We start from the raw sequence: 19,258 nt of genomic DNA, 5'->3' as shown, positions 1-19,258 counted from the left end.
CCTACCAGGGACGCTTCTGCGGGTCTTCGGGGAAGACGTCGTAGTTCTGCGGCTCCTGGTCGCTCGGCGGCACGTTGTACTTGGTCAGCAGGTAGGACAGTACCTCGGCGGCGGTGTCCTCCACCTGCCAGGTCTTCCAGTCGCCCTGCGGGCGGTGCACGGAGATCGCCACGACGAACTGCGGATCGTCGAGGGGGGCCACGCCGGCGAAGGAGGTGGTGTAGCCGTCGTAGCCGCCCACGCCAGCGGCCTCGCCGGTGCCGGTCTTGCCGCCCACGCGGTATCCGGGGATCTGGGCCGGCGCGGCGGTGCCCAGTTCGACGACGCCCTCCATCAGACGGAGCATCTCCTCGGAGGTCTCCTCGGAGTAGATCCGGGTGCCCTCGTCCTCGGGGATGACATTCTCCGAGCCGTCGGCGTCGATGTAGGCATCGATCAGCTGGGGCTTCTTCTCCACCCCGCCGTTGGCCACCGTCTGCAGGATCTGCGCGAGGTGCAGCGTGGTCTGGGTGTAGCCCTGGCCGAACATGGTGGTGAACCGCTGGCGGCCGTCCCACTGGGAGGGTTCCACCAGGATGCCCTGGTTGCTGCCCGGCAGGCCGATGTCGATGTGGTCTCCGACGCCGAGCTGCTTCAGGTAGTCGTAGCGGACCTGGTCATCGACGGTCTGCGCGACCTGCACGGTGCCCGTGTTGTAGGACCGCGTGAAGATGCCCGCCGTGGTCATGTCATAGGTGTCGTGGGGCATGGAGTCGTTGATGACCTGGCCGTCGAACTCCTGCTTGTTCGGGACCGTCCAGGTGTCCGTCGGTGAGATGCCACCCTCCTCGAGCGCGGTGGCGAAGGTGGAGATCTTGCCGGTGGAGCCCGGTTCGTAGGACTGGGTCAGGGACGTCGGCCGCCAGAACAGGCTGTCCGTGGCCGTGGGATCCGAGGGGTCCACGGTGGTGGAGTCGGCCATCGCCACGATCTCGCCGGTCTTGGCGTTCATCACGGTGATGTTGCCCCAGTCGGCGTTGTAGGACTCGGTCTTCCGGGCAATCGCCTCCTGGGCGAACCACTGTACGTCCTGGTCGATGGTCAGTCGCAGGTCCTGGCCGTCCACGGCGGGGGTCTCGGAGAACTCCGCGTTGGGGATGCGCACGCCGTCCGCGGCGATCTCGTAGGTGCGTTGGCCCTCGGTGCCCGAGAGGTGCTCGTCCTGGCTCAGCTCGAGGCCTTCCAACGGGGTGCCGTCTCCCCCGAGGAAGCCGAGGATGGATCCCGCCACCGAGCCGTTCGGGTAGGAACGCTCGGACACCGGTTCGGCCAGCAGGCCGGGGATGCCGATCTCCATGGCCTGTTCCTTGACCTGCGGCGTGATGCCCTTCATGACGACCTTGTAGGGACGGTCACCGACCATGCGCTCGCGCAACTCGGCGGCGTCCACGTCGAGGATGCCCGAGAGCTCCTGCAGGGAGTCCTCCAGGGCCACGTCCTCCATGGAGTTGGTGTCGTTGTTCCACTTGCGGTAGTCCTTGACGAGCCGCTGGTCCGCCACGAGGTCGTAGCGGTCCACCGAGGCGGCGAGCACACGGCCCTGGGAGTCGAGAATGGAGCCGCGCTCCGGTGTGATCGAGACGGAGCGCAGCCGCTCCTTCATCGCCTCTGAGGCATGGCCCGATGCGTCCACACCCTGGATGACCACCAACCGCAGTGCCAGCACCACGAGCAGGGCCAGGGCGATGAGGATGCCGAGCCGCAACCGACGCCCGCTGGCGTCAACGGTGGCGCCGGTTCCGTTTCCGGGGGTCCTGGCCATCTACGGTGTCCTTCCTGCCCGGTGTCGGGTGCGGTGCTCGGTGGGGTACTGCGGGTGGTCGGTCAGGGGCGTGTCTGGTCAGTTTCCACTGGCGGAGAACTCCGGGGCCGGGATCGTGCCGCCGTTGAGGCTGTCCGATTCCCCGGCCACACCCTCCTGCGCCGGGCCTTCGGCCGTGGTCGCCGAGCTGTTCCCCGTGGCGTCCTCACCGGACGGGGCGGGCAGATCAGCGAAGGCGCCGGCACCGATGGGGGCCTCGACGGCCTCCGACGGTTCCGCGTCCGCCGCGGAGGAGGCCGAGTCGGCAGCTGCTGCGGCCTGCTTCTCGGAGGGGCTGTCGGGGGCCGCCACATGGCCACTGGGCTTGTCCTCGGCGTCCGCTGCGGTGGCAGTACCGGTGACCGCGCCGCTGGACAGGTCGATCGAGGCGACGTCTCCGGGATTGACCATGCCCAGCTTCGTGGCCTCAGCCGCGAGGTTCTGCGGGGCTTCCAGGTGTTCGACCTGCTGGCGGAGCAGCTCGTTGGACTGGCTCAGGTCCAACTGCTCGTTCTTGAGCGAGACCAGCTCGTACTGGCGGTTGGACACCGTGATGTTGGTGACGAGGACAGCCATCAGGGCAGCGACCAGGACGGCGATGCAGAGCCCGGCGAATCCGCGGCCGGACTTGCGGATGGGAGCGGGGACGAGGGCCAACGGCGTGCGTCGGCGCGGCGAGGCGATCTGGCCGGCGTCACCATCGGGCTGCCCTGCGGGCCGGATGACGGGTTGCCAAGGAGCAGCCTGTCCGATCTGCGGAGCGGTGCTCTCGCGGGTCTGGACAGGCTGCTGCATGGCGAGTCGCTGCTGCGTTGCGGTCATGCTTTGCTCCTTGATGCTCTGATCTTCTCAACTGCTCGCACTTTTGCTGAGGAGGCGCGAGGGTTTTGTTCGATTTCTTTCTCGGTGGGCTTGTCCACGCCCCGGGTGACGACTTTGACCACGGGGGCGTGTTCCTCGAGTTCGATCGGGAAGCCGGGGGGCGCCGTCGAGGTGGCCTCGGCCATGACGGCCCGCTTGGTGATCCGGTCCTCGAGAGAGTGGTAGCTCATGACGACCAGTCGGCCACCGACAGCCAGGTGCTGCAGCGCCGCCGGGAGCGCGTCCTCGAGGACGTCGAGCTCCTCGTTCACCTCGATCCGCAGGGCCTGGAAGGTCCGCTTGGCCGGATGACCACCGGTCTTTCCCGCCGCCACGGGAACTGCCCCGCGAATGACCTCGACGAGGGGACCGGTGGAGGTGAAGGGCGACTCGGTCCGGGCCTTGACGATGGCCGAGGCGATCCGTCCGGCGAACTTCTCCTCACCCCAGGTCCGGATGATCCGCCGCAGCCGTTCCTCGTCATAGTCATTGACCACGTCAGCGGCAGTGATGCCGCCCGTGGTGTCCATGCGCATGTCCAGCGGCGCGTCGTACGAATAGGCGAAGCCCCGCCCTCGTTCGTCCAGCTGGTAGGAGGAGACTCCCAGGTCGTAGAGCATCGCGTCGGCCTCGTGGAAGCCCCCCGCGGCCAGGGCGTCGCCGACCTCGTCATAGGTGCCGTGCCAGGTGTGGAGCCGCTCCCCGGCCCAGGCCAGCCGTTCAGTGGCGAGGCGCAGGGCCTCGGTGTCACGGTCGATGCCCACGACGACGGCGTCCGGGTGACGCTGCAGGATCGCCTCGGCGTGACCCCCCATGCCCAGGGTGCCATCGAGGTAGACGGGCGTGCGTCCGGCCCGGCGGGCGGCGTCGAGGCCCGGCGACATCAGGTCCAGGACACGGTCCCGCATGACGGGTACGTGCCGGTCCTGTGCTGGAGTCGGTTCGGTTGCCACGCGTTGCCTCCCCTTCCCTCGCTGATGGGCGTTCCGGTCCCTTAAGTGACAGGCGGACCCTTGGATCAGATCCCCATCCGCTCACCGGTTCCGTGCCTGGCCCGGGGGAAGTCGGGTCAGGTCCGGCCGAGGGCGGCTGGAGGTCTCATTCAAGAATCCGCGCTGTGTGGTTTTGTTCCCGGATCTCCTAGAAGATCCCGGGCAGTACTTCCTCGTCGGTCTCGGAGAACGCGTTCTCCTGCTCCTCCAGGTAGGAGGACCAGGATCCGGCATCCCAGATCTCGGCCCTGCTGCCGGCACCGATCACGGCGAGCTCCCGGTCCAGTCCCGCATAGCTGCGCAACGGAGCCGGGATGGTGATGCGTCCCTGCTTGTCCGGAGTCTCGTCCGATGCACCGGACAAGAACACACGGATGTAGTCCCGGGCCTGGCGTGAGGACAGTGGTGCCGACCTCATCTGCTCGTGAACCTTCTCGAACTCACGGGCACTGAAGACGTAGATGCAGCGCTCCTGCCCTCGAGTGAGGACCAAGCCCTCGGCCAGCTCCTCGCGGAACTTGGCCGGGAGGATCAGTCTCGCCTTCTCATCCAGGCGCGGTGTATAGGTCCCGAGGAACACGACCCACCACCTTTGCCGTCTGAGAGGTGCGCGTGACCCTCCTTCTTCACCACCATCCTCTGATGTCCTCCACTTTACCCCACAAACCCCCACAGTCAAGCCAAAACGGGGTGGGGACACGGTGTGGCGTAACTTCGTTTGCGGCTGTCATTTCCTCTCCGCTCGGACGCCCTCCCTTGTCATCGGGGGGATCCACGGCCAGGCGACGGCACCTCCCTTCCCTCAGTGCCAGTCGGGGAGGGAGGTGGAGGGGGTGGAGGGAGCCTGGCGCACACGGGGCCTGCCTGCCGCCCGCCACGGCGCCCACTCCCCCCGGCATGGCGTGGAGTCCCGCTCGGAGCGCGCCGGGGAGGGAAGTGGGGAGGGAAGTGGGGAGGGACGGGGAAGTTCCGTCAGCACATCCCGTACACGACGAAACCCCGCCGCTGAGCGACGGGGTTGCGATTCCCGGCACGCCATGGCGCTCCGGGGTGTTCAGTGCTGTTCAGTAGTGTTCAGCGCACGATCATGGTTCCTGCTTGCGACGTTCCTCCCACCGCTGCTCCAGGTTTGCCATGAAGGGCGAGTTCTTCTTGGCGGCGGCGGATCCGTGGCCCCGGCCGCCTGTGGCCCGCCGTGACCGGCTCGTGGCCACGTAGACCCCGGCCGCCATGACGATGAACCCGATGATGCCCAACCAGATGAACTGTTGGGAGACACCCCATAGAAGGGCGCCGAGTCCCACCGCCGCGGTCACCGCGCCGGCCACCAGTCGGGTGGTCGAAAAACGAGAGGTACCCGATTCACTCATGCTCGTGGCAAAGTGCGGGTCCTCTGCATTCAGCTGTTGTTCCAGCTGCTCAAGGAGCTTCTGCTCCCGCTCAGACAACGGCATCGCTGCCTCCTCTTCCGGCCCGGGCCTTCCCGTCCATCTAGCATAGGGCTCGCCCGGGTCCCCACGCCATATCGGTGACGCCCCTTGACCGTCCTGATACGAACAGTTCCGCGATCAGCGAATATCCTTGCGCTGGGCCGCCCCCGATTCCGGAGTGTTCCGCTCCACCAGGGTGGCGGGCTTCAACGCAGCCTGGGGGAATTTGCGGCGGATGTCATCGGCCACCCGATCCGCCTCGGACCAGTCTGCCGGGGCGCTCTCGTCCTCCCACAACAAGGCCTCCTGCACCACCTCGTCGGCACCGGACAACCGCTCCGCGCGGATCCCCAGCAACCGTACTGGGATGCGCTGGCCGTCCATGAGCCCGGCCAGGAGTGCTCCAGCAGCCTCGGCGAGGGGCCCGGCGGAGTCCACTGGCGCCGGCAGAGTCATGGTGCGGGTCTTCACGGACAGGTCCGGCGCCTTGACCTTGACGCTGACCGCCCCCGCACGTATGCCGGCGCGGCGTAGCCGGATGGCGCCCTCATGAGCCAGCGCCACCAAGTGCCGGTGGAGGTCGGCCGGGTCGCGGACATCCTGCTCGAACGTCTTCTCCACACCCAGGCTCTTGGTCTCCCGCTCGGGCGTGACGGGACGGGGATCGATCCCCCGGGCCAGCTTCAGCAGGGCCGGCCCCTGGACTCCGAGCCACCGTTCCATCCGCTGCGGGGCCTGGGCTGCCAGGTCAGCGACCGTGGTGAGGCCGGCCGCCACCAGTCGCTGACGCAGGACCGGCCCCACACCCCAGAGGGCGGAGACCGGCAGGGGATCCAGGTAGGCGCGGGTCTGCTCCGGTGGGACCACCACGAGGCCATCCGGCTTGGCCCGCGTGGAGGCGATCTTGGCCACGGATTTGGTGGCTGCCGCACCCACGGTGCAGGGCAACCCCGTCCGTTCACGGACCTGCTCCCGGATCAGGGCGCCGATACGCGCGGGCGAACCGAGCCGGCGTCGTGCCCCGGAGACATCCAGGAAGGCCTCGTCGATGCTGAGCTGTTCCAGGGTCGGCGTGAACGACTCCAGGATCCGCATCACGTCAGTGGAGGCCGCGGCATAGCGTTCGTGCCGGGGTTCCACCACGGCGACGCCCGGGCACAGCGCCTGGGCGTGCGGCAGCGGCATGGCCGAGCGGACTCCGAAGGCGCGCGCCTCGTAGGAGGCGGACAGGACCACCGATCGGCCGCCGCGGTGTGCGACGAGCGAGGGGATTCCCGCTAGTTCCGGGTGGTCGAGCAACTCCACCGACAGGAAGAAGGCATCCATGTCCACATGCAGGATCACGGCGTCCCAGGAACCATCCGATCCGCCGTTCTCGGCGGACGTGAGGGTCCTGCGCTCTGTCATGGGACCAGCTTAGGGCCCGCGGCCACGGGTAGTCTGAGCACGTCGCCGAACCACCCCAGGAGCCCGAGGAGCACCGTGCCCGTCCCCCCTTCTGTCCCCCAGACCACTGATGTCGACCGCGAGTCGGCCTTCGTCCAGGCCGTAGGGGTCCGCATGGTCGAGCTGCTGGACGGGTACCGTGGCCGCGCTGCGGCGATCTCCGACTCCGCCACCCCCTTGGTGGAGTCGATCGCCGGCCTCGTCCGCGGCGGGAAGAGGATGCGGGCCGTGTTGTCCTGGTGGGGATGGCAGGGTGCCGGCGGTCACCCCGATGATCCGCTCATCCTGGATGCGGCCGTGGCACTCGAGTTGTTCCAGGCCGCGGCCCTGATCCATGACGACATCCTTGACCGGTCCGACACCCGCCGGGGAGCCCCCAGCATCCACCGTGCCTTCGAAGCCCGGCACCAGCAGGCGGGCTGGCGGCAGGACCCGGGCCATTTCGGGGTGTCCGCCGCCGTCCTGACGGGCGACCTGTGCCTGTCCCTGAGCGAGGAGGTGTTCGCGTCCGCCGCCGATGCCTCCACGAACCCGGCGGGCGCGCGAGGCCTGTTCAACGAGATGCGGTTCGAGGTCATGGCCGGCCAGTACCTGGACATCCTCGACGAGGTCGAGGTGCCGGGCCAGGACCCGGCCGAGGCCCTCCAGCGGGCTCGCACGGTCCTGCGGTTCAAGTCCGCCCGGTATTCCGTGGTCCACCCGCTGGGCCTGGGTGGGATCCTGTCCGGCGCGGACGGGGACCTGCTGGAGCACTATGGCCGGTTCTCCGCGCCCCTGGGTGAGGCGTTCCAGCTGCAGGACGATCTGCTCGGGGTCTTCGGGGACCCCGCAGTGACCGGAAAGCCGGCCGGGGACGATCTGCGCGAGGGGAAGCGCACCGAGCTGGTGGCACACGCGCTGGACCTCCTCACCCCCAGCCAGGTGGCAGAAGTGGAGGCAGCGTTGGGCGATCCGGATCTGACCCCTGAGGCCGTGTCGCGGATCCAGACGCTGCTGGAATCAGGAGGCGCCCGCGCCCGGGTGGAGAGTGAGGTCCTCGAACTCGGTGATGCTTCTCTGGCCGCTCTGGTCGAAGCGCCCATGGACCAGGGCGCCAAGGTGGGGCTGGAGCGATTGGCCCGGCAGATCCTGGATCGGAAGCACTAGCCTCCGGCCGGTGGGTTGACGCCTACCAGGCCAGGGCCTGCGCCCTCCGGCGTATCTCCGTCTTGCGCCCCTCCCGCAACGCGTCGATCGGGCGGCCCGGGAGGGACTCGTCCGGTGTGTAGAGCCAGCGAATGGCCTCGTCATCCGAGAACCTGGCGTCCCTGAGGACCGAGATGGTTCCCTTCAGCGGCTCCAGGGGCCCGTCCTCCACCAGGAAGAGCGCCGGAATGGCGCGGGCGTGACGTTCACCGACCTTGGCGGTCAGCAATCGTCCGTCACTGACCATGTTGTGGACCCGAGTGACCGGGATGTCCCATTTCTCGGCCAGGTCTGGAAAGTACTCCCAGTCCTGCACCAGGTCTTCGAGCGTCGGCTCCTGCGATGCGGCGTTGTTGCCTGCGGCGGTATTCACCCGTCCAGCCTAACGACTGACGCGGCAGCCTGGGACACCCCGTTCTCAGGGGCGGCTGGCGGGACTGTCCACGCGCAACGCGGCCTCGTTGCCGAATCGTTACCGTCTAGATTCCCTTCCGTAACTACCTTCAGGTACGTTTACATCTGTCACATTTTCATTACAGGCATCATCAGATGTGGTTTGTCATTCTGTTCACACCCGTGACAGGAGCAGCCTCGGTGGTGCAGCACCTTCAGAGGAAACCCACATGACTGATCGCCCTTCCGGCACGCCACGCCTGTTGAAGTCCGCCCTGGCCACGTCGACCCTGCCGCTCATGGTGCTGGGATCAGCCGCCCTGGCCACGCCGGCAGTGGCCGACGCCCCCCGTCAGGCGCTCACCCCCCGGTCCGCCTCGCCCGTGAACATCGAGACGGCACAGGTGCGCCTCTCCTCCGCGTCACTGGCCTCCAGCGTTCCCGCCTCCTTCTCCGGCGCCGGTTCCGTCAAGGCCGCCAAGGCTGCCTCCAGCTACACGGTCAAGGCCGGGGACACCCTGTCCCACATCGCCGTACGTCACGATCTCTCGCTGTCGGCACTGCTGAAGGCCAACGGCCTCTCGGCGTCCACGATCATCCACCCGGGCCAGAAGATCACGCTCCCGGGCTCCGCGCCGTCGTCCTCCACGTCCGGCCAGACCGCATCCAGCGGCACCACCGCCCAGACCTACACCGTCAAGGCCGGGGACACCCTGTCCCACGTCGCCGTGCGACATGACCTCGCCCTCTCCTCCCTGTTGAAGGCGAACAGTCTCTCCGCCTCGTCGATCATCTACCCAGGCCAGAAGCTCTCGCTCTCCGGCGGTGCCACGGCGGCTCCGGCCTCGTCCGGCGGTTCCACCACCGGCGCCTCGACCACCGCCAAGACCTACACGGTCGTCTCGGGAGACACCCTCTACGGCATCTCCTCCCGGCACGGCGTCAGCCTGTCCACGCTCCTCAAGGCCAATGGCATCGCCGCCTCCGCCACCATCTACCCGGGCCAGCAGCTCAAGCTCTCCGGCACCGGCAGCACGCCGGCCGGTTCCCCTACTGGGAACGCTGCGGCCTCGACCTACACGGTGAAGTCGGGCGACACCCTCTCCGGCATCGCCGCTCGGAACGGCATGGGCCTCTCCGTCCTGCTGAAGGCCAATGGCCTGTCCTCGACGGCCACCATCCACCCGGGCCAGAAGCTCAAGCTCTCCGGCAACGCCACGGTTGCCCCTGCCTCCTCCGGATCTTCGGCAGGCAGCTCCGTGCAGTCGTACACCGTCAAGTCCGGTGACACCCTCTACGGCATCGCATCACGGAACGGCATCAGCCTCTCCACCCTGCTGCAGGCGAACGGCTTCAGTGAGACGACCACCATCCACCCGGGCCAGAAGCTCAAGCTCTCCGGGTCCGGGTCATCCGCCGCACCGGCCGAGGACGACCTGGTCCCGAACACCTTCCTGCACTACACCTACCCTGACCACATCGTCCGCGACGCCAACGAGAACAAGCGGGCCCTGCTCAATGCCGGGGTGCCGTCCCGTTCCCAGATGCAGGCGATCATCGCGGACACCGCCCGTCAGATGGGCGTCGATCCGTCCCTGGCCTTGGCCCACGCCTTCACCGAGTCCAGCTTCAACCACGCCTCGGTCTCCCCGGCCAATGCCATCGGCGCCATGCAGGTCATCCCGAGCTCGGGCGACTGGGCCTCAGACCTGGTGGGACGCAAGCTCAACCTGCTGGACCCGCATGACAACGCGACGGCCGGCGTCGCGATCATCCGCCAGCTGCAGCGCACGGCCGGGTCCTTCGACATCGGCATAGCGGCCTACTACCAGGGACTGGGCGGTGTGCAGCGCAACGGCATGAAACCGGACACCAAGGATTATGTGGCCAAGGTCAAGAACTACATGAAGCGCTTCTGACCGTCCGGTCCCCGGACCGGACGCTGCTCCGGTCTACCCTGTAATGGTGAAGGAATACCGCGCCGACCCCATGAACGGGACCGTCATCGAGGGACGGTACGAGGTCCGAACCCGGCTGGCCCGGGGCGGCATGTCCACGGTGTACCTGGCGGTGGACCAGCGGCTGGACCGCGAGGTCGCGCTCAAGGTCCTCTACCCCCACCTCGCCGAGAACCCCGACCTGGTCGAACGGTTCGAGCAGGAGGCCAAGACCGCGGCCCGGCTCTCCCATCCGCACGTGGTCAACGTGCTGGACCAGGGCGTGGACGAGCACCCGGACGGAAACCTCGCCTATCTCGTCATGGAGTATGTGCCGGGCTACACGTTGCGCACGGTCCTGGACCGGCGCAACTCCATGACCCCTCGTGTGGCGTTGGCCTATCTGGAGGCCATCGTCGACGGGCTGGCGGCGGCCCACCGTGCCGGGCTGGTCCACCGGGACATGAAGCCGGAGAACGTGCTGGTGTCCCGGGACGGTCGCATCAAGGTCGCCGACTTCGGCCTGGCTCGCGCCACCACCAATTTCACCGGGACGGGCGCTGCCCTGGTCGGTACCGTCGCCTACATCTCCCCGGAACTGGTCAGCGGCTCCCCCGCGGATGAACGCAGCGACGTCTACGCCGTCGGCATCATGGCGTACGAGATGCTGACGGGCCGCCAGCCCTTCACCGGGTCCTCCCCCATCCAGGTGGCCTACCAGCACATCAACAACGAGGTTCCCGCCCCTTCCGAGGTGGTCCCGGGACTGGCCGCCGACCTGGACCGGCTGGTGCAGTGGTCGACGGCGCCGAACGCACGCGACCGCCCGGCGGACGCTGCCGTCCTCCTGGCCGAGATCCGCAGCCTCCGCTCGTCCCTCCCGGACGAGGACCTGGATGTCGAGGCGCCGGCGGCCGCCGAGGCGCCGGCGGCCGCCGGGGCGGCAGCGGCCGCCGCCGGTCCGGCCGGCACCGAGGTGCTGGGCTCTCAGGGGCACCACCCCGAAGCCGAGCACCACGGCCCCCAGGCTGCCGACGACGACGGCGACGGGGCCTGGGACGACGGCGAGTCCTGGGACCATGACGCCACTGACGTCATCGGGTCCGTGCACCACATCGATGCCACCGACGTCCTGGATCCCGGGGCGACGACGTTCTTGCCGCCGGCCTTGCCCCCCGCCGGCCATGACCGCACCTCGGTGCTGCCCACGCTCCCGCCGGACGAGCACGGTGCGCCACCTGCCGAGCCCACCGACCGGTCCGACTCGTCGGGCTCATCCGGAGCACCCGTCCTCGACGCAGCGACGACGGACCGGACCGGAAGGACCGGGCGGGCTGGGCGGACCGTCAGGGCACCGGGCCGTTCTTCGTCTGCGCGCCAGGAGCGGCGCCAGGCAGCCCGCCAGGCGAAGACCCCCACGGAGGTCCTCGGTCACCGCAGCGGCAAGCGCATGTGGATCTGGGCCGCCGTCGTACTCATCATCACGGCCATCCTGGTACTGGCGGGCTGGTTCTTCGGTGCCGGCCCCGGCGGCGTGGTCACTGTCCCGGAGGTGGAGGGCCGCAGCAAGGTCTCGGCGGTGGATGCGCTCCAGCAGACGGGGGTGGGCTATGCCCTGGCCAGCGTGCACCATGACGTGGTGGCCGAGGACAGCGTGATCGCCACCGATCCCCAGGGCGGAACCGAGGTGAGGCGGTTCAACACGGTGCTGGTCACGGTGTCCTTGGGACCTGAACTGTTCGAGGTGCCCCATCTGACCGGCCTGGAGCAGGACGAGGCCGAAGCCACCCTCCAGGACGCCGAACTGGTCTTGGGCACCGTGACCCACGAGTACTCTGACACCGTGGAGCAGGGCTCCGTCCTCAGCCAGTCCCCCGCCGCCGCGGACGAGCTGCGCCGCAACCACGCGGTCTCCGTCGTGGTCTCGGAGGGGCCTCAGCCGGTCGCCGTCCCGGACCTCTCCGGGATGACGGTGGAGGAGGCCACGTCCGAGCTGGAGGCGGCCGGCCTGCAACTGGAGGTCAGCGGCAGCGAACATTCCGCCACCGTCGAGGCGGGCCGCATCATCACCCAGGATCCGGCGGAGGGCGACGTCCTGCCCGGGTCGACAGTCACGGCGGTCCAGTCACTGGGGCCGAGGATGATTGCGGTCCCTGATGTCACCGGCCAAACCCAGGGTGAGGCGCGCCGTCAGCTCGAGGAGGCCGGCTTCGAGGTCGAGGAGACCGAGATCCTCGGTGACTTCTTCGGCAGCCGAGAGGGCCGGGTCCGGAACCAGTCGCCGGAGTCCGGAGCCGCGGCGGCCGAGGGATCCACGGTGCGGATCCTCATCCTCTAGTCGTCCTGTGCTGCAGTCTTCCTGTGATCCGTCGGCAGGTCGTCCGGACCGATGCGGACGTCCAGCCGGTCGGGCCGGACGTCCGCCGCGTGCTCTAGACCGAGCGGTCGGGGTGGGACAGCGCCTCGGTGACCAGGAACGCCATCTCGAGGGACTGCTGATGGTTCAGCCGCGGATCCACCAGCGTCTCGTAGCGGTCGGCGAACGCCGACTCATCGATCGGGTCAGAACCGCCCAGGCACTCCGCCACGTCGTCACCGGTCATCTCCACGTGCAGACCACCCGGGTAGGTCCCGGCAGCCCGGTGGACCTCGAAGAAGCCACGCACCTCGTCCATGACGTCGTCGAACCGGCGCGTCTTGTACCCGTTGGCGGCGGTGACCGTGTTTCCGTGCATCGGGTCGGTGACCCACAACGGCTGGGCTCCGGAATCCCGGACCGCTTCCACCAGGGCCGGCAGGTTCTCCCGGATCCTGCCGGCACCCATCCGGGTGATGAAGGTCAGCCGGCCCGGCTCGCGTTCGGGATCGAGCTTGTCGATAAGCGCCAGGGCGTCCTCGGGTTTCGTGGTGGGCCCGAGCTTCACGCCGATCGGGTTCCGGACCTTGGAGAGGAACTCGACGTGGGCGCCGTCCAGGTCACGGGTCCGCTCGCCGATCCACAGGAAGTGCCCGGAGGTCGAATACGGCAGGCCGGAGCGGGAGTCGATACGGGTCAGGGCCCGTTCATAGTCCAGCAGCAGGGCCTCGTGGGCCGTGAAGAAGTCAGTGCGACGCAGGGCACCGAAGTCCACACCCGCGGCGTCCATGAACCGCACCGCACGATCGATTTCGCCCGCGAGCTCCTCGTAGCGGGAGTAGGCGGGATTCTTCATGAAACCCTGGTTCCAGGCATGCACGGACCGCAGATCGGCGAATCCACCCTGGGTGAAGGCGCGGACCAGGTTCAGCGTGGCGGCGGAGGTGTTGTAGGCCTGGACCATGCGCTGCGGATTGTGACGCCGGGACTCCGGGGTGAAGTCGAAGCCGTTGACGATCTCGCCGCGGAAGGACGGCAGGGTGACGCCGTCCCGGGTCTCGGTGTCCGAGGACCGGGGCTTGGCGAACTGGCCGGCCATCCGGCCCATCTTCACCACCGGCAGCGAGGCACCGTACGTCAGGACCACGGCCATCTGGAGGATGGTCTTGACCCGGGCACTGATCTTGTTGGCCGTGGCGCCGGCGAAGGTCTCGGCGCAGTCACCACCCTGGAGCAGGAAGGCCCCGCCCTGGGCGGCTGCGGCCAACTGGGTGCGGAGCACATCCACCTCACCGGCGAACACCAGCGGCGGGGCGGAGGACAGCTCCGCCATGGCGGACTCGAACTCGGCCGGATCCTCCCAGGTGGGTTGCTGGGACACCGGCTTCGACCGCCAGTCATCCAGGCCGGGATAGTCGGCCGCGCCATTGGATTGGGCTGAGCCGAAGGCCGGGAAGTCTGTGGTGGGATCCGAAATCATGGTTACAGGGTACGGAACCCGGGCCGTGGATGCGTGCTTGTGACCTACTGCGCGTCCGGTGCGTCCGAGGCAGGCTGGCTCTTCACGGTGGAGGCGTAGACGTCCACGTATTCCTGGCCGGAGAGCCGCCGGATGGCCTCCACGATCTGGTCGGTGACCTGCCGCTCCACGAAGCGGTCACCCGCACGGTCGTAGTACTCCGAGAAGTCCAGGGGCTGGCCGAAGATCATGCCCACGCGGCGGATGCTGGGGATGGTGCGGCCGATGGGCTGGACCTTGTCCGTGCCGATCATCGCAATCGGCACCACGGGCACCCGGGCGTTCAGGGCCAGCTTGGCCACGCCCAGCTTGCCCCGGTACAGCCGTCCGTCCGGACTGCGGGTGCCCTCCGGATAGATCCCGAGGAGCTTGCCGTCCTGCAACACCTCGAGGCCGGACCGGAGCGAGTCGAGCGAGGCCTTGCCGCCGGCCCGGTCCATGGGCAGCTGGTTGGTGGCCTCGAAGAACTTCCGGGTGATCCACCCCTTGGGTCCCTTGCCCGAGAAGTACTCCTTCTTGGCCAGGAAGTGCACCTGCCGATCCAGCTGGGCCGGCATGAAGATGGAGTCGGACACCGAGAGATGGTTGCTGGCCAGGATGGCCGCCCCCTCCTCGGGCACATTGTTCAGGCCCTTGACCCAGGGGCGGAACAGGAGGTTCGTCACGGGTGCCACCACGAAGGTCTTGGCGAACCAATAGAACACGGAAGGTGAACCTCTCCTCAGACGGTGCGGAACGGCACCAGTCTAGGAGTACGGAGCCGCCATGGCGGCTAGGCTGGCATGATGGATCCCCTGCAGAGGCCGATGACCCTGGGCAGCGCCCCGGACGGCGTTCTGGCCCGCGGTCACGGCTCCACCGCCGTTGCGCTGTTCCACGGCTTCACCTCGGGCCCGTTCTCGGTGGCCCCGTGGGCCGAGGCCCTCGCACAGGCCGGGGCCGACGTCGAGGTGCCCTTGCTGCCCGGCCATGGCACCCGGTGGGAGGACCTGGAACGGGTCACCGCCGCAGACTGGCGTGCCACCGCCCGCCAGACCGTCGATGGCCTGCTCGCCACCCACGAGCACGTGTTCGTGGCTGGACTGTCCATGGGTGGCGCCCTCGCCCTCGACGCCGCAGCCCACCGGCCGGTCGCGGGGGCCGTGGTCGTGAATCCGGCCCTGCGGTTCGCCTCCGCGGCCGCACCCCTGGCCGGCCTGCTCCGTCTCGCCGTCCGCACCGTCGCTCCCATTGCCAATGACACGGCGCGCCCCGATGCGGACGAACGAGCCTATCCCCGCACCCCGCTGGCCGGCGTGCGCCAGATCGGCACGGTGCAGGCGGCGGCCCGTCGCGCCCTGCCGGACATCGACTCACCGGTGCTGGCGTTCCGCTCCACCACCGACCACGTGGTGCCGCAGTCGTCGATGACCGCCCTGGGGCGCGGACTCACGCCGGGACTGCTGACCGTCCGGCCCCTGCACAACAGCTATCACGTGGCCACCCTGGACTGGGACGCCGGCCTCATCCACGACGAGTCGATCACCTTCATGTCCGCAACGGTGGACTCCCGTTCCCGGGAAGGACTGTCATGACTGAGCGCCGGGACGGATCTCACGGTCATGAGCACGGCGGCGAAGGAGATCGCGAGTCCGAGGACCAGGCTGAGATCGATCGCCAGTGGCAACAGATCGTCGAGGGCCTCGGCCCGATCGAGACGTCTGGGCCCGCCCTCGAACCGCCCACGGAGGAGCGGTCCGACCTCTCCTCATACTTCGCCGAGACACCGGCGTGGGGGCCGCGGGACTACACCGTCGACGATGAGGACGAGGGTGACTTCGTCCCGCCCGACCCCCCTGCCCTGGCCACCGGACGGCCGGCCATGGTCCTGAGCGTGGTCGGACTGATCGGCGGCCCGGCGGCACTGCTGCTGGCCGCCCTCTTCTGGCCCGGCATCCCCGGCATCGTCGTCACGGTCCTCATCGCCGCCTTCGTGGCCGGGGCGGTCGGCCTGTTCCTGTCCCTGCCCCGGGACCAGGATCGCCGTGACCCCTGGAACGACGACGGCGCCCAGGTCTGAGGTCCCGGCAGGGTTCCGCGGTGGCGGTCTACCATGCCGGCGAAGTGACTGGCCCGGATGACAGCGACCGCACGGGCCAGCCCGCGCGTTCCAGCGCAACGCCCGCTGCCCCCACCCATCCGGACCGATTGCCCAAGGTCGCGACCGAGACCGATGGCAGTGGACGGCGTCGTCCGCCGGGAAGGTGCCGGGCCAGTTCCTCTCGCGCCGGTCCCAGCAGCAACTCCCCGGCGGCTGCCACACCGCCGCCGATGACGAACCGCCCCGGATCCAGGACGGCTGCCAGCGTGGCCAGGCCGCGGCCGAGCCACCGGCCGGTGACGGCCACGGCCTCGCGGCAGGCCGGGTCTCCGTCCAGGGCATCGTCGATGGTGGCACGCGCCGAGGTCCGTCCGGCACGGGCCGCCAGGGCGTCCGCGGAGACCAGCAGTTCCCAGCAGCCGGTATTTCCACAGGGGCACGGCGGGCCGACCGGGTCCATGGTCATATGCCCGAACTCACCGGCCATGCCGTGCTCGCCGATGTCCACGGCGCCATCCCGGACGAGCGCACCGCCGATCCCGGTTCCGATCGCCACCAGGACCATGCGGTCCGGGCCCGCGGCAGACGGCGCCAGGCGGGCCTCGGCCCAGGCCGCCGCGTCGGCGTCATTGATCACCGAGGGCACGGGGACCGTCCCCGATGCGTGACCGCTCGACTCTCCGGGCGCCAGGGGAAGCCCGGTGAGGCCGGACAGCGCCCGGGAGAGGTCCTGCGGCAGGGCGCGGTCCCGCCAGCCGCCCAGGTGCGGGCTGAACACCGAGCGACCGCTGTGCGGATCTATCCAGGCCGCGGCGGACACGCCCCACACGACGGGCAGGCCGGGCCAGCGGGAGCGGAGTCCGCCGTACTGGTCCCGGGCGATCGCGGCACACAGGGCGGACAAGGCGTCTCCGTCCGATTCGACCTGGTGTTCGATCCGGGTCTCGGCGGCCTCCATCGCGGAGCCTCCGCCACCTGGCAGGACCGTCCCGGTCACGTCCGTCCCGGTCAGGGTCCCGCCGGCGGTCAGCACCACCGTTCCTGCCTTCACGGCGCCCCCGCCCACGTCCAGGCCGATGGCAGCGGCGACCGGTGTACTGACGGCTCGAGCCACGTCACCCACGTCCAGCCCTCCTCGGTCCTCAGCCTGATCTCCCGGTCTCGCTGCTCACGGTCTCCCGGTGCTCCCGGCCCAGCCAGTCCTCCCGGTCCACCGACACGGTACGGCGTCGCACCGCAGGTTACCGACGGGTAGTACAATCACGATTGTGGTACAGGCCACACCGGTTTCGGCCTTGTCCTGTAAGGTCAAAAGCCCCGGGCATCCCCGCCCGGACCGGTCGGCACCGAAGAGCGCCACATCGCCACACAGCGGCACCGCCAACACCAGGAGCGCACGTTGAAGGAATACATTACCCCTCCCACGGTTCAGGTCCCCCAGGAGACGAACATCACCGATCTCCTCGAACAGCAGGTCCTCGCTGACCCCCAGCGTCCGCTGTTCGCCCGTCAGGCCTCACCCGGCCAGTGGACCGATGTCAGTTCCTCCACCTTCCATGAGGATGTCCGCACCTTAGCCCGTGGCCTGGCCGCCGCCGGGCTCGAGGCCGGGGACCGGATCGGGATCATGTCCCCCACGCGCTACGAGTGGACCCTCGTGGACTTCGCCATCTGGTACGCAGGGGCGGTGACGGTCCCCATCTACGAGACGTCCTCCCCCAGCCAGGTGGCCTGGATCGTCTCGGATGCCAACGTGCGTGCCGTCATCTGCGAGACGGCCCGCCACCGCACGGTGGTGGAGACGGCCATCCGTCAGGAACAGCTCGATCCTCTGGTGGACAGCTGGCTGATCGAGGCTGACGGACTGGACGAGTTGCGCTCCCTGGCAGCCCGGGGACCGGACGAGGACGTCATGGAGTCTCGCCGCACCGCCGCCAACCTGCCCGATCTGGCCACCATCATCTACACCTCGGGCACCACCGGGAAGCCCAAGGGCTGTGAACTCACCCACGGCAACTTCGCCGAGCTCAGCCTGCAGGCACTCGGGACCGACCTGGCCGGGATCGTCAACCCCCGCTCCAGCACCGTCATGTTCATCCCCCTGGCGCACGTCTTCGCCCGGTTCATCTCCGTGCTGGCGCTGGCCGCCGGTGCCAAGGTGGGGCACACCTCGGACATCAAGCATCTGGTGCCGGACCTGCAGTCCTTCAAGCCGACCTTCCTGCTGGCCGTCCCCCGCGTCTTCGAGAAGGTCTACAACTCGGCCCAACTGAAGGCGGAGACGGGCGGCAAGGGAAAGATCTTCGCGGCCGGGGCACAGACCGCCATCGACTATTCGAGAGCCCTGTCCGACGGCAAGGTCCCCCTCATGCTCCGCGCCAAGCACGCGCTCTTCGGCAAGCTGCTGTACGGCAAGATCCGTGATGCCATGGGCGGGCAGGTCGCGCATGCCGTGTCCGGTGGCGGCCCCCTCGGCGCCCGTCTGGGCCACTTCTTCCGCGGCATCGGCGTCAACATCATGGAGGGTTACGGCCTGACCGAGACCACCGCGCCGGTCACCGTGAACGTGCCCAGTGCGGTGAAGATCGGCACGGTCGGCAAGCCCCTGCCGGGCAACGGTGTCCGCATCGCCGACGACGGCGAGATCCTCGCGCAGGGCGTCTGCCTGATGCGCGCTTACCACAACCGGCCGGACGTCACGGAGAAGGAGGTCGTGGACGGCTGGTTCCACACCGGGGACATCGGCTCGCTGGATGATGACGGCTACCTGACGATCACCGGCCGCAAGAAGGAGATCATCGTCACAGCCTCCGGAAAGAACGTGGTACCGGCTGTCCTGGAGGACCAGGTCCGTGCGGACGCCCTCGTCTCGCAGTGCGTGGTGGTCGGCGACAATCGCCCGTTCGTGGCGGCGCTGGTGACCCTGGACGCGGAGATCCTGCCGGGTTGGCTCCAACAGCACGGCATCGCGGCAGACACTCCGGTGGACGAACTGGCCACGCATCCGGTGGTGGTGGAGCATGTGCAGTCCGTGGTGGACAAGTCCAACCAGTCGGTCTCCCAGGCGGAGTCCATCCGGGCCTTCCGGATCGCCCCGGTGGACTTCTCCATCGAGTCCGGCCAGCTGACCCCGTCGCTGAAGATCAAGCGCAACGTGGTGCTGAAGGACTTCGACAGCCTGGTCGAGGAGATCTACGCGGCACCCAAACCCGCGTAGGG

16 protein-coding genes are annotated in these 19,258 nt (G+C 68.7%); 6 read left to right on the top strand and 10 right to left on the bottom strand.

The window, feature by feature from the left end:
• Nucleotide 1: 1 nt before the first annotated feature.
• The 6 genes from ACFFIO_RS11950 to dinB all read right to left on the bottom strand — a co-directional run bounded on the left by ACFFIO_RS11950 (nucleotide 2) and on the right by dinB (nucleotide 6,530).
• The gene (locus ACFFIO_RS11950) at nucleotides 2-1,801 is read right to left on the bottom strand and encodes a peptidoglycan D,D-transpeptidase FtsI family protein (RefSeq protein WP_378042048.1); all 1,800 of its coding nucleotides are present in this window, start codon (nucleotides 1,799-1,801) and stop codon (nucleotides 2-4) included.
• A gap of 78 nt (nucleotides 1,802-1,879) precedes the next feature.
• Nucleotides 1,880-2,662: a cell division protein FtsL gene (ftsL, locus tag ACFFIO_RS11945; RefSeq protein ID WP_378042046.1), complete on the bottom strand. Its 783-nt coding sequence runs from the start codon at nucleotides 2,660-2,662 to the stop codon at nucleotides 1,880-1,882.
• A complete protein-coding gene (gene rsmH / locus ACFFIO_RS11940) occupies nucleotides 2,659-3,609 on the bottom strand; it encodes a 16S rRNA (cytosine(1402)-N(4))-methyltransferase RsmH (RefSeq protein ID WP_378042206.1) in 951 nt (316 codons plus the stop codon). The genes ftsL and rsmH overlap by 4 nt, the downstream gene beginning before the upstream one ends.
• A gap of 232 nt (nucleotides 3,610-3,841) precedes the next feature.
• Complete coding sequence (gene mraZ, locus ACFFIO_RS11935) at nucleotides 3,842-4,273, bottom strand: division/cell wall cluster transcriptional repressor MraZ (protein ID WP_115931494.1); 432 nt, start codon at nucleotides 4,271-4,273, stop codon at nucleotides 3,842-3,844.
• Nucleotides 4,274-4,778: 505 nt separating this feature from the next.
• Nucleotides 4,779-5,147, bottom strand: coding sequence for an SCO2097 family morphological protein (locus tag ACFFIO_RS11930; protein WP_378042044.1), 369 nt, complete (start codon nucleotides 5,145-5,147; stop codon nucleotides 4,779-4,781).
• A 114-nt stretch (nucleotides 5,148-5,261) separates the two neighbouring features.
• Nucleotides 5,262-6,530, bottom strand: a complete 1,269-nt coding sequence (gene dinB / locus ACFFIO_RS11925) for a DNA polymerase IV (RefSeq protein WP_378042043.1) — start codon at nucleotides 6,528-6,530, stop codon at nucleotides 5,262-5,264.
• A gap of 75 nt (nucleotides 6,531-6,605) precedes the next feature.
• On the opposite strand from dinB, the gene ACFFIO_RS11920 reads away from it, so the two are divergent.
• The gene (locus ACFFIO_RS11920) at nucleotides 6,606-7,715 is read left to right on the top strand and encodes a polyprenyl synthetase family protein (protein ID WP_378042041.1); all 1,110 of its coding nucleotides are present in this window, start codon (nucleotides 6,606-6,608) and stop codon (nucleotides 7,713-7,715) included.
• 22 nt (nucleotides 7,716-7,737) lie between these two features.
• Here ACFFIO_RS11920 and ACFFIO_RS11915 read toward each other — a convergent pair whose 3' ends face one another.
• The gene (locus ACFFIO_RS11915; RefSeq protein ID WP_378042039.1) at nucleotides 7,738-8,127 is read right to left on the bottom strand and encodes an Rv2175c family DNA-binding protein; all 390 of its coding nucleotides are present in this window, start codon (nucleotides 8,125-8,127) and stop codon (nucleotides 7,738-7,740) included.
• Between the two features lie 250 nt (nucleotides 8,128-8,377).
• Between ACFFIO_RS11915 and ACFFIO_RS11910 the strand changes: the two genes are divergently transcribed.
• Both ACFFIO_RS11910 and ACFFIO_RS11905 read left to right on the top strand, forming a co-directional pair.
• A complete protein-coding gene (locus ACFFIO_RS11910) occupies nucleotides 8,378-10,066 on the top strand; it encodes a LysM peptidoglycan-binding domain-containing protein (RefSeq protein ID WP_378042037.1) in 1,689 nt (562 codons plus the stop codon).
• Nucleotides 10,067-10,109: 43 nt separating this feature from the next.
• Complete coding sequence (locus ACFFIO_RS11905; RefSeq protein WP_378042036.1) at nucleotides 10,110-12,422, top strand: PASTA domain-containing protein; 2,313 nt, start codon at nucleotides 10,110-10,112, stop codon at nucleotides 12,420-12,422.
• 94 nt (nucleotides 12,423-12,516) lie between these two features.
• Here the strand turns inward: ACFFIO_RS11905 and ACFFIO_RS11900 are convergent, their stop codons facing one another.
• Both ACFFIO_RS11900 and ACFFIO_RS11895 read right to left on the bottom strand, forming a co-directional pair.
• Nucleotides 12,517-13,920, bottom strand: coding sequence for a class II 3-deoxy-7-phosphoheptulonate synthase (locus tag ACFFIO_RS11900; protein WP_378042034.1), 1,404 nt, complete (start codon nucleotides 13,918-13,920; stop codon nucleotides 12,517-12,519).
• Between the two features lie 44 nt (nucleotides 13,921-13,964).
• On the bottom strand, nucleotides 13,965-14,663 hold the full coding sequence (locus ACFFIO_RS11895; protein WP_378042032.1) for a lysophospholipid acyltransferase family protein: 699 nt from the start codon (nucleotides 14,661-14,663) through the stop codon (nucleotides 13,965-13,967).
• 78 nt (nucleotides 14,664-14,741) lie between these two features.
• Between ACFFIO_RS11895 and ACFFIO_RS11890 the strand changes: the two genes are divergently transcribed.
• Together ACFFIO_RS11890 and ACFFIO_RS11885 are read left to right on the top strand one after the other, a co-directional pair.
• Nucleotides 14,742-15,533 carry an alpha/beta hydrolase gene (locus ACFFIO_RS11890; RefSeq protein ID WP_378042030.1) on the top strand — a complete coding sequence of 264 codons (792 nt, stop codon included), beginning with the start codon at nucleotides 14,742-14,744 and terminating at the stop codon, nucleotides 15,531-15,533.
• A complete protein-coding gene (locus ACFFIO_RS11885; RefSeq protein WP_378042028.1) occupies nucleotides 15,530-16,018 on the top strand; it encodes a hypothetical protein in 489 nt (162 codons plus the stop codon). The genes ACFFIO_RS11890 and ACFFIO_RS11885 overlap by 4 nt, the downstream gene beginning before the upstream one ends.
• A gap of 28 nt (nucleotides 16,019-16,046) precedes the next feature.
• On the opposite strand, the gene ACFFIO_RS11880 is transcribed toward ACFFIO_RS11885, so the two are convergent.
• Complete coding sequence (locus ACFFIO_RS11880) at nucleotides 16,047-17,162, bottom strand: ROK family protein (protein ID WP_378042027.1); 1,116 nt, start codon at nucleotides 17,160-17,162, stop codon at nucleotides 16,047-16,049.
• Nucleotides 17,163-17,438: 276 nt separating this feature from the next.
• On the opposite strand from ACFFIO_RS11880, the gene ACFFIO_RS11875 reads away from it, so the two are divergent.
• Nucleotides 17,439-19,256, top strand: a complete 1,818-nt coding sequence (locus ACFFIO_RS11875; RefSeq protein ID WP_378042026.1) for an AMP-dependent synthetase/ligase — start codon at nucleotides 17,439-17,441, stop codon at nucleotides 19,254-19,256.
• Nucleotides 19,257-19,258 lie beyond the last annotated feature (2 nt).

Origin of the sequence: Citricoccus parietis, from assembly GCF_042433045.1 — a bacterium.
Taxonomy (GTDB): domain Bacteria; phylum Actinomycetota; class Actinomycetes; order Actinomycetales; family Micrococcaceae; genus Citricoccus; species Citricoccus parietis.
The sequence above is the reverse complement of the archived record's forward strand: the minus strand, read 5'-3'. Positions and strand labels throughout refer to the sequence as shown.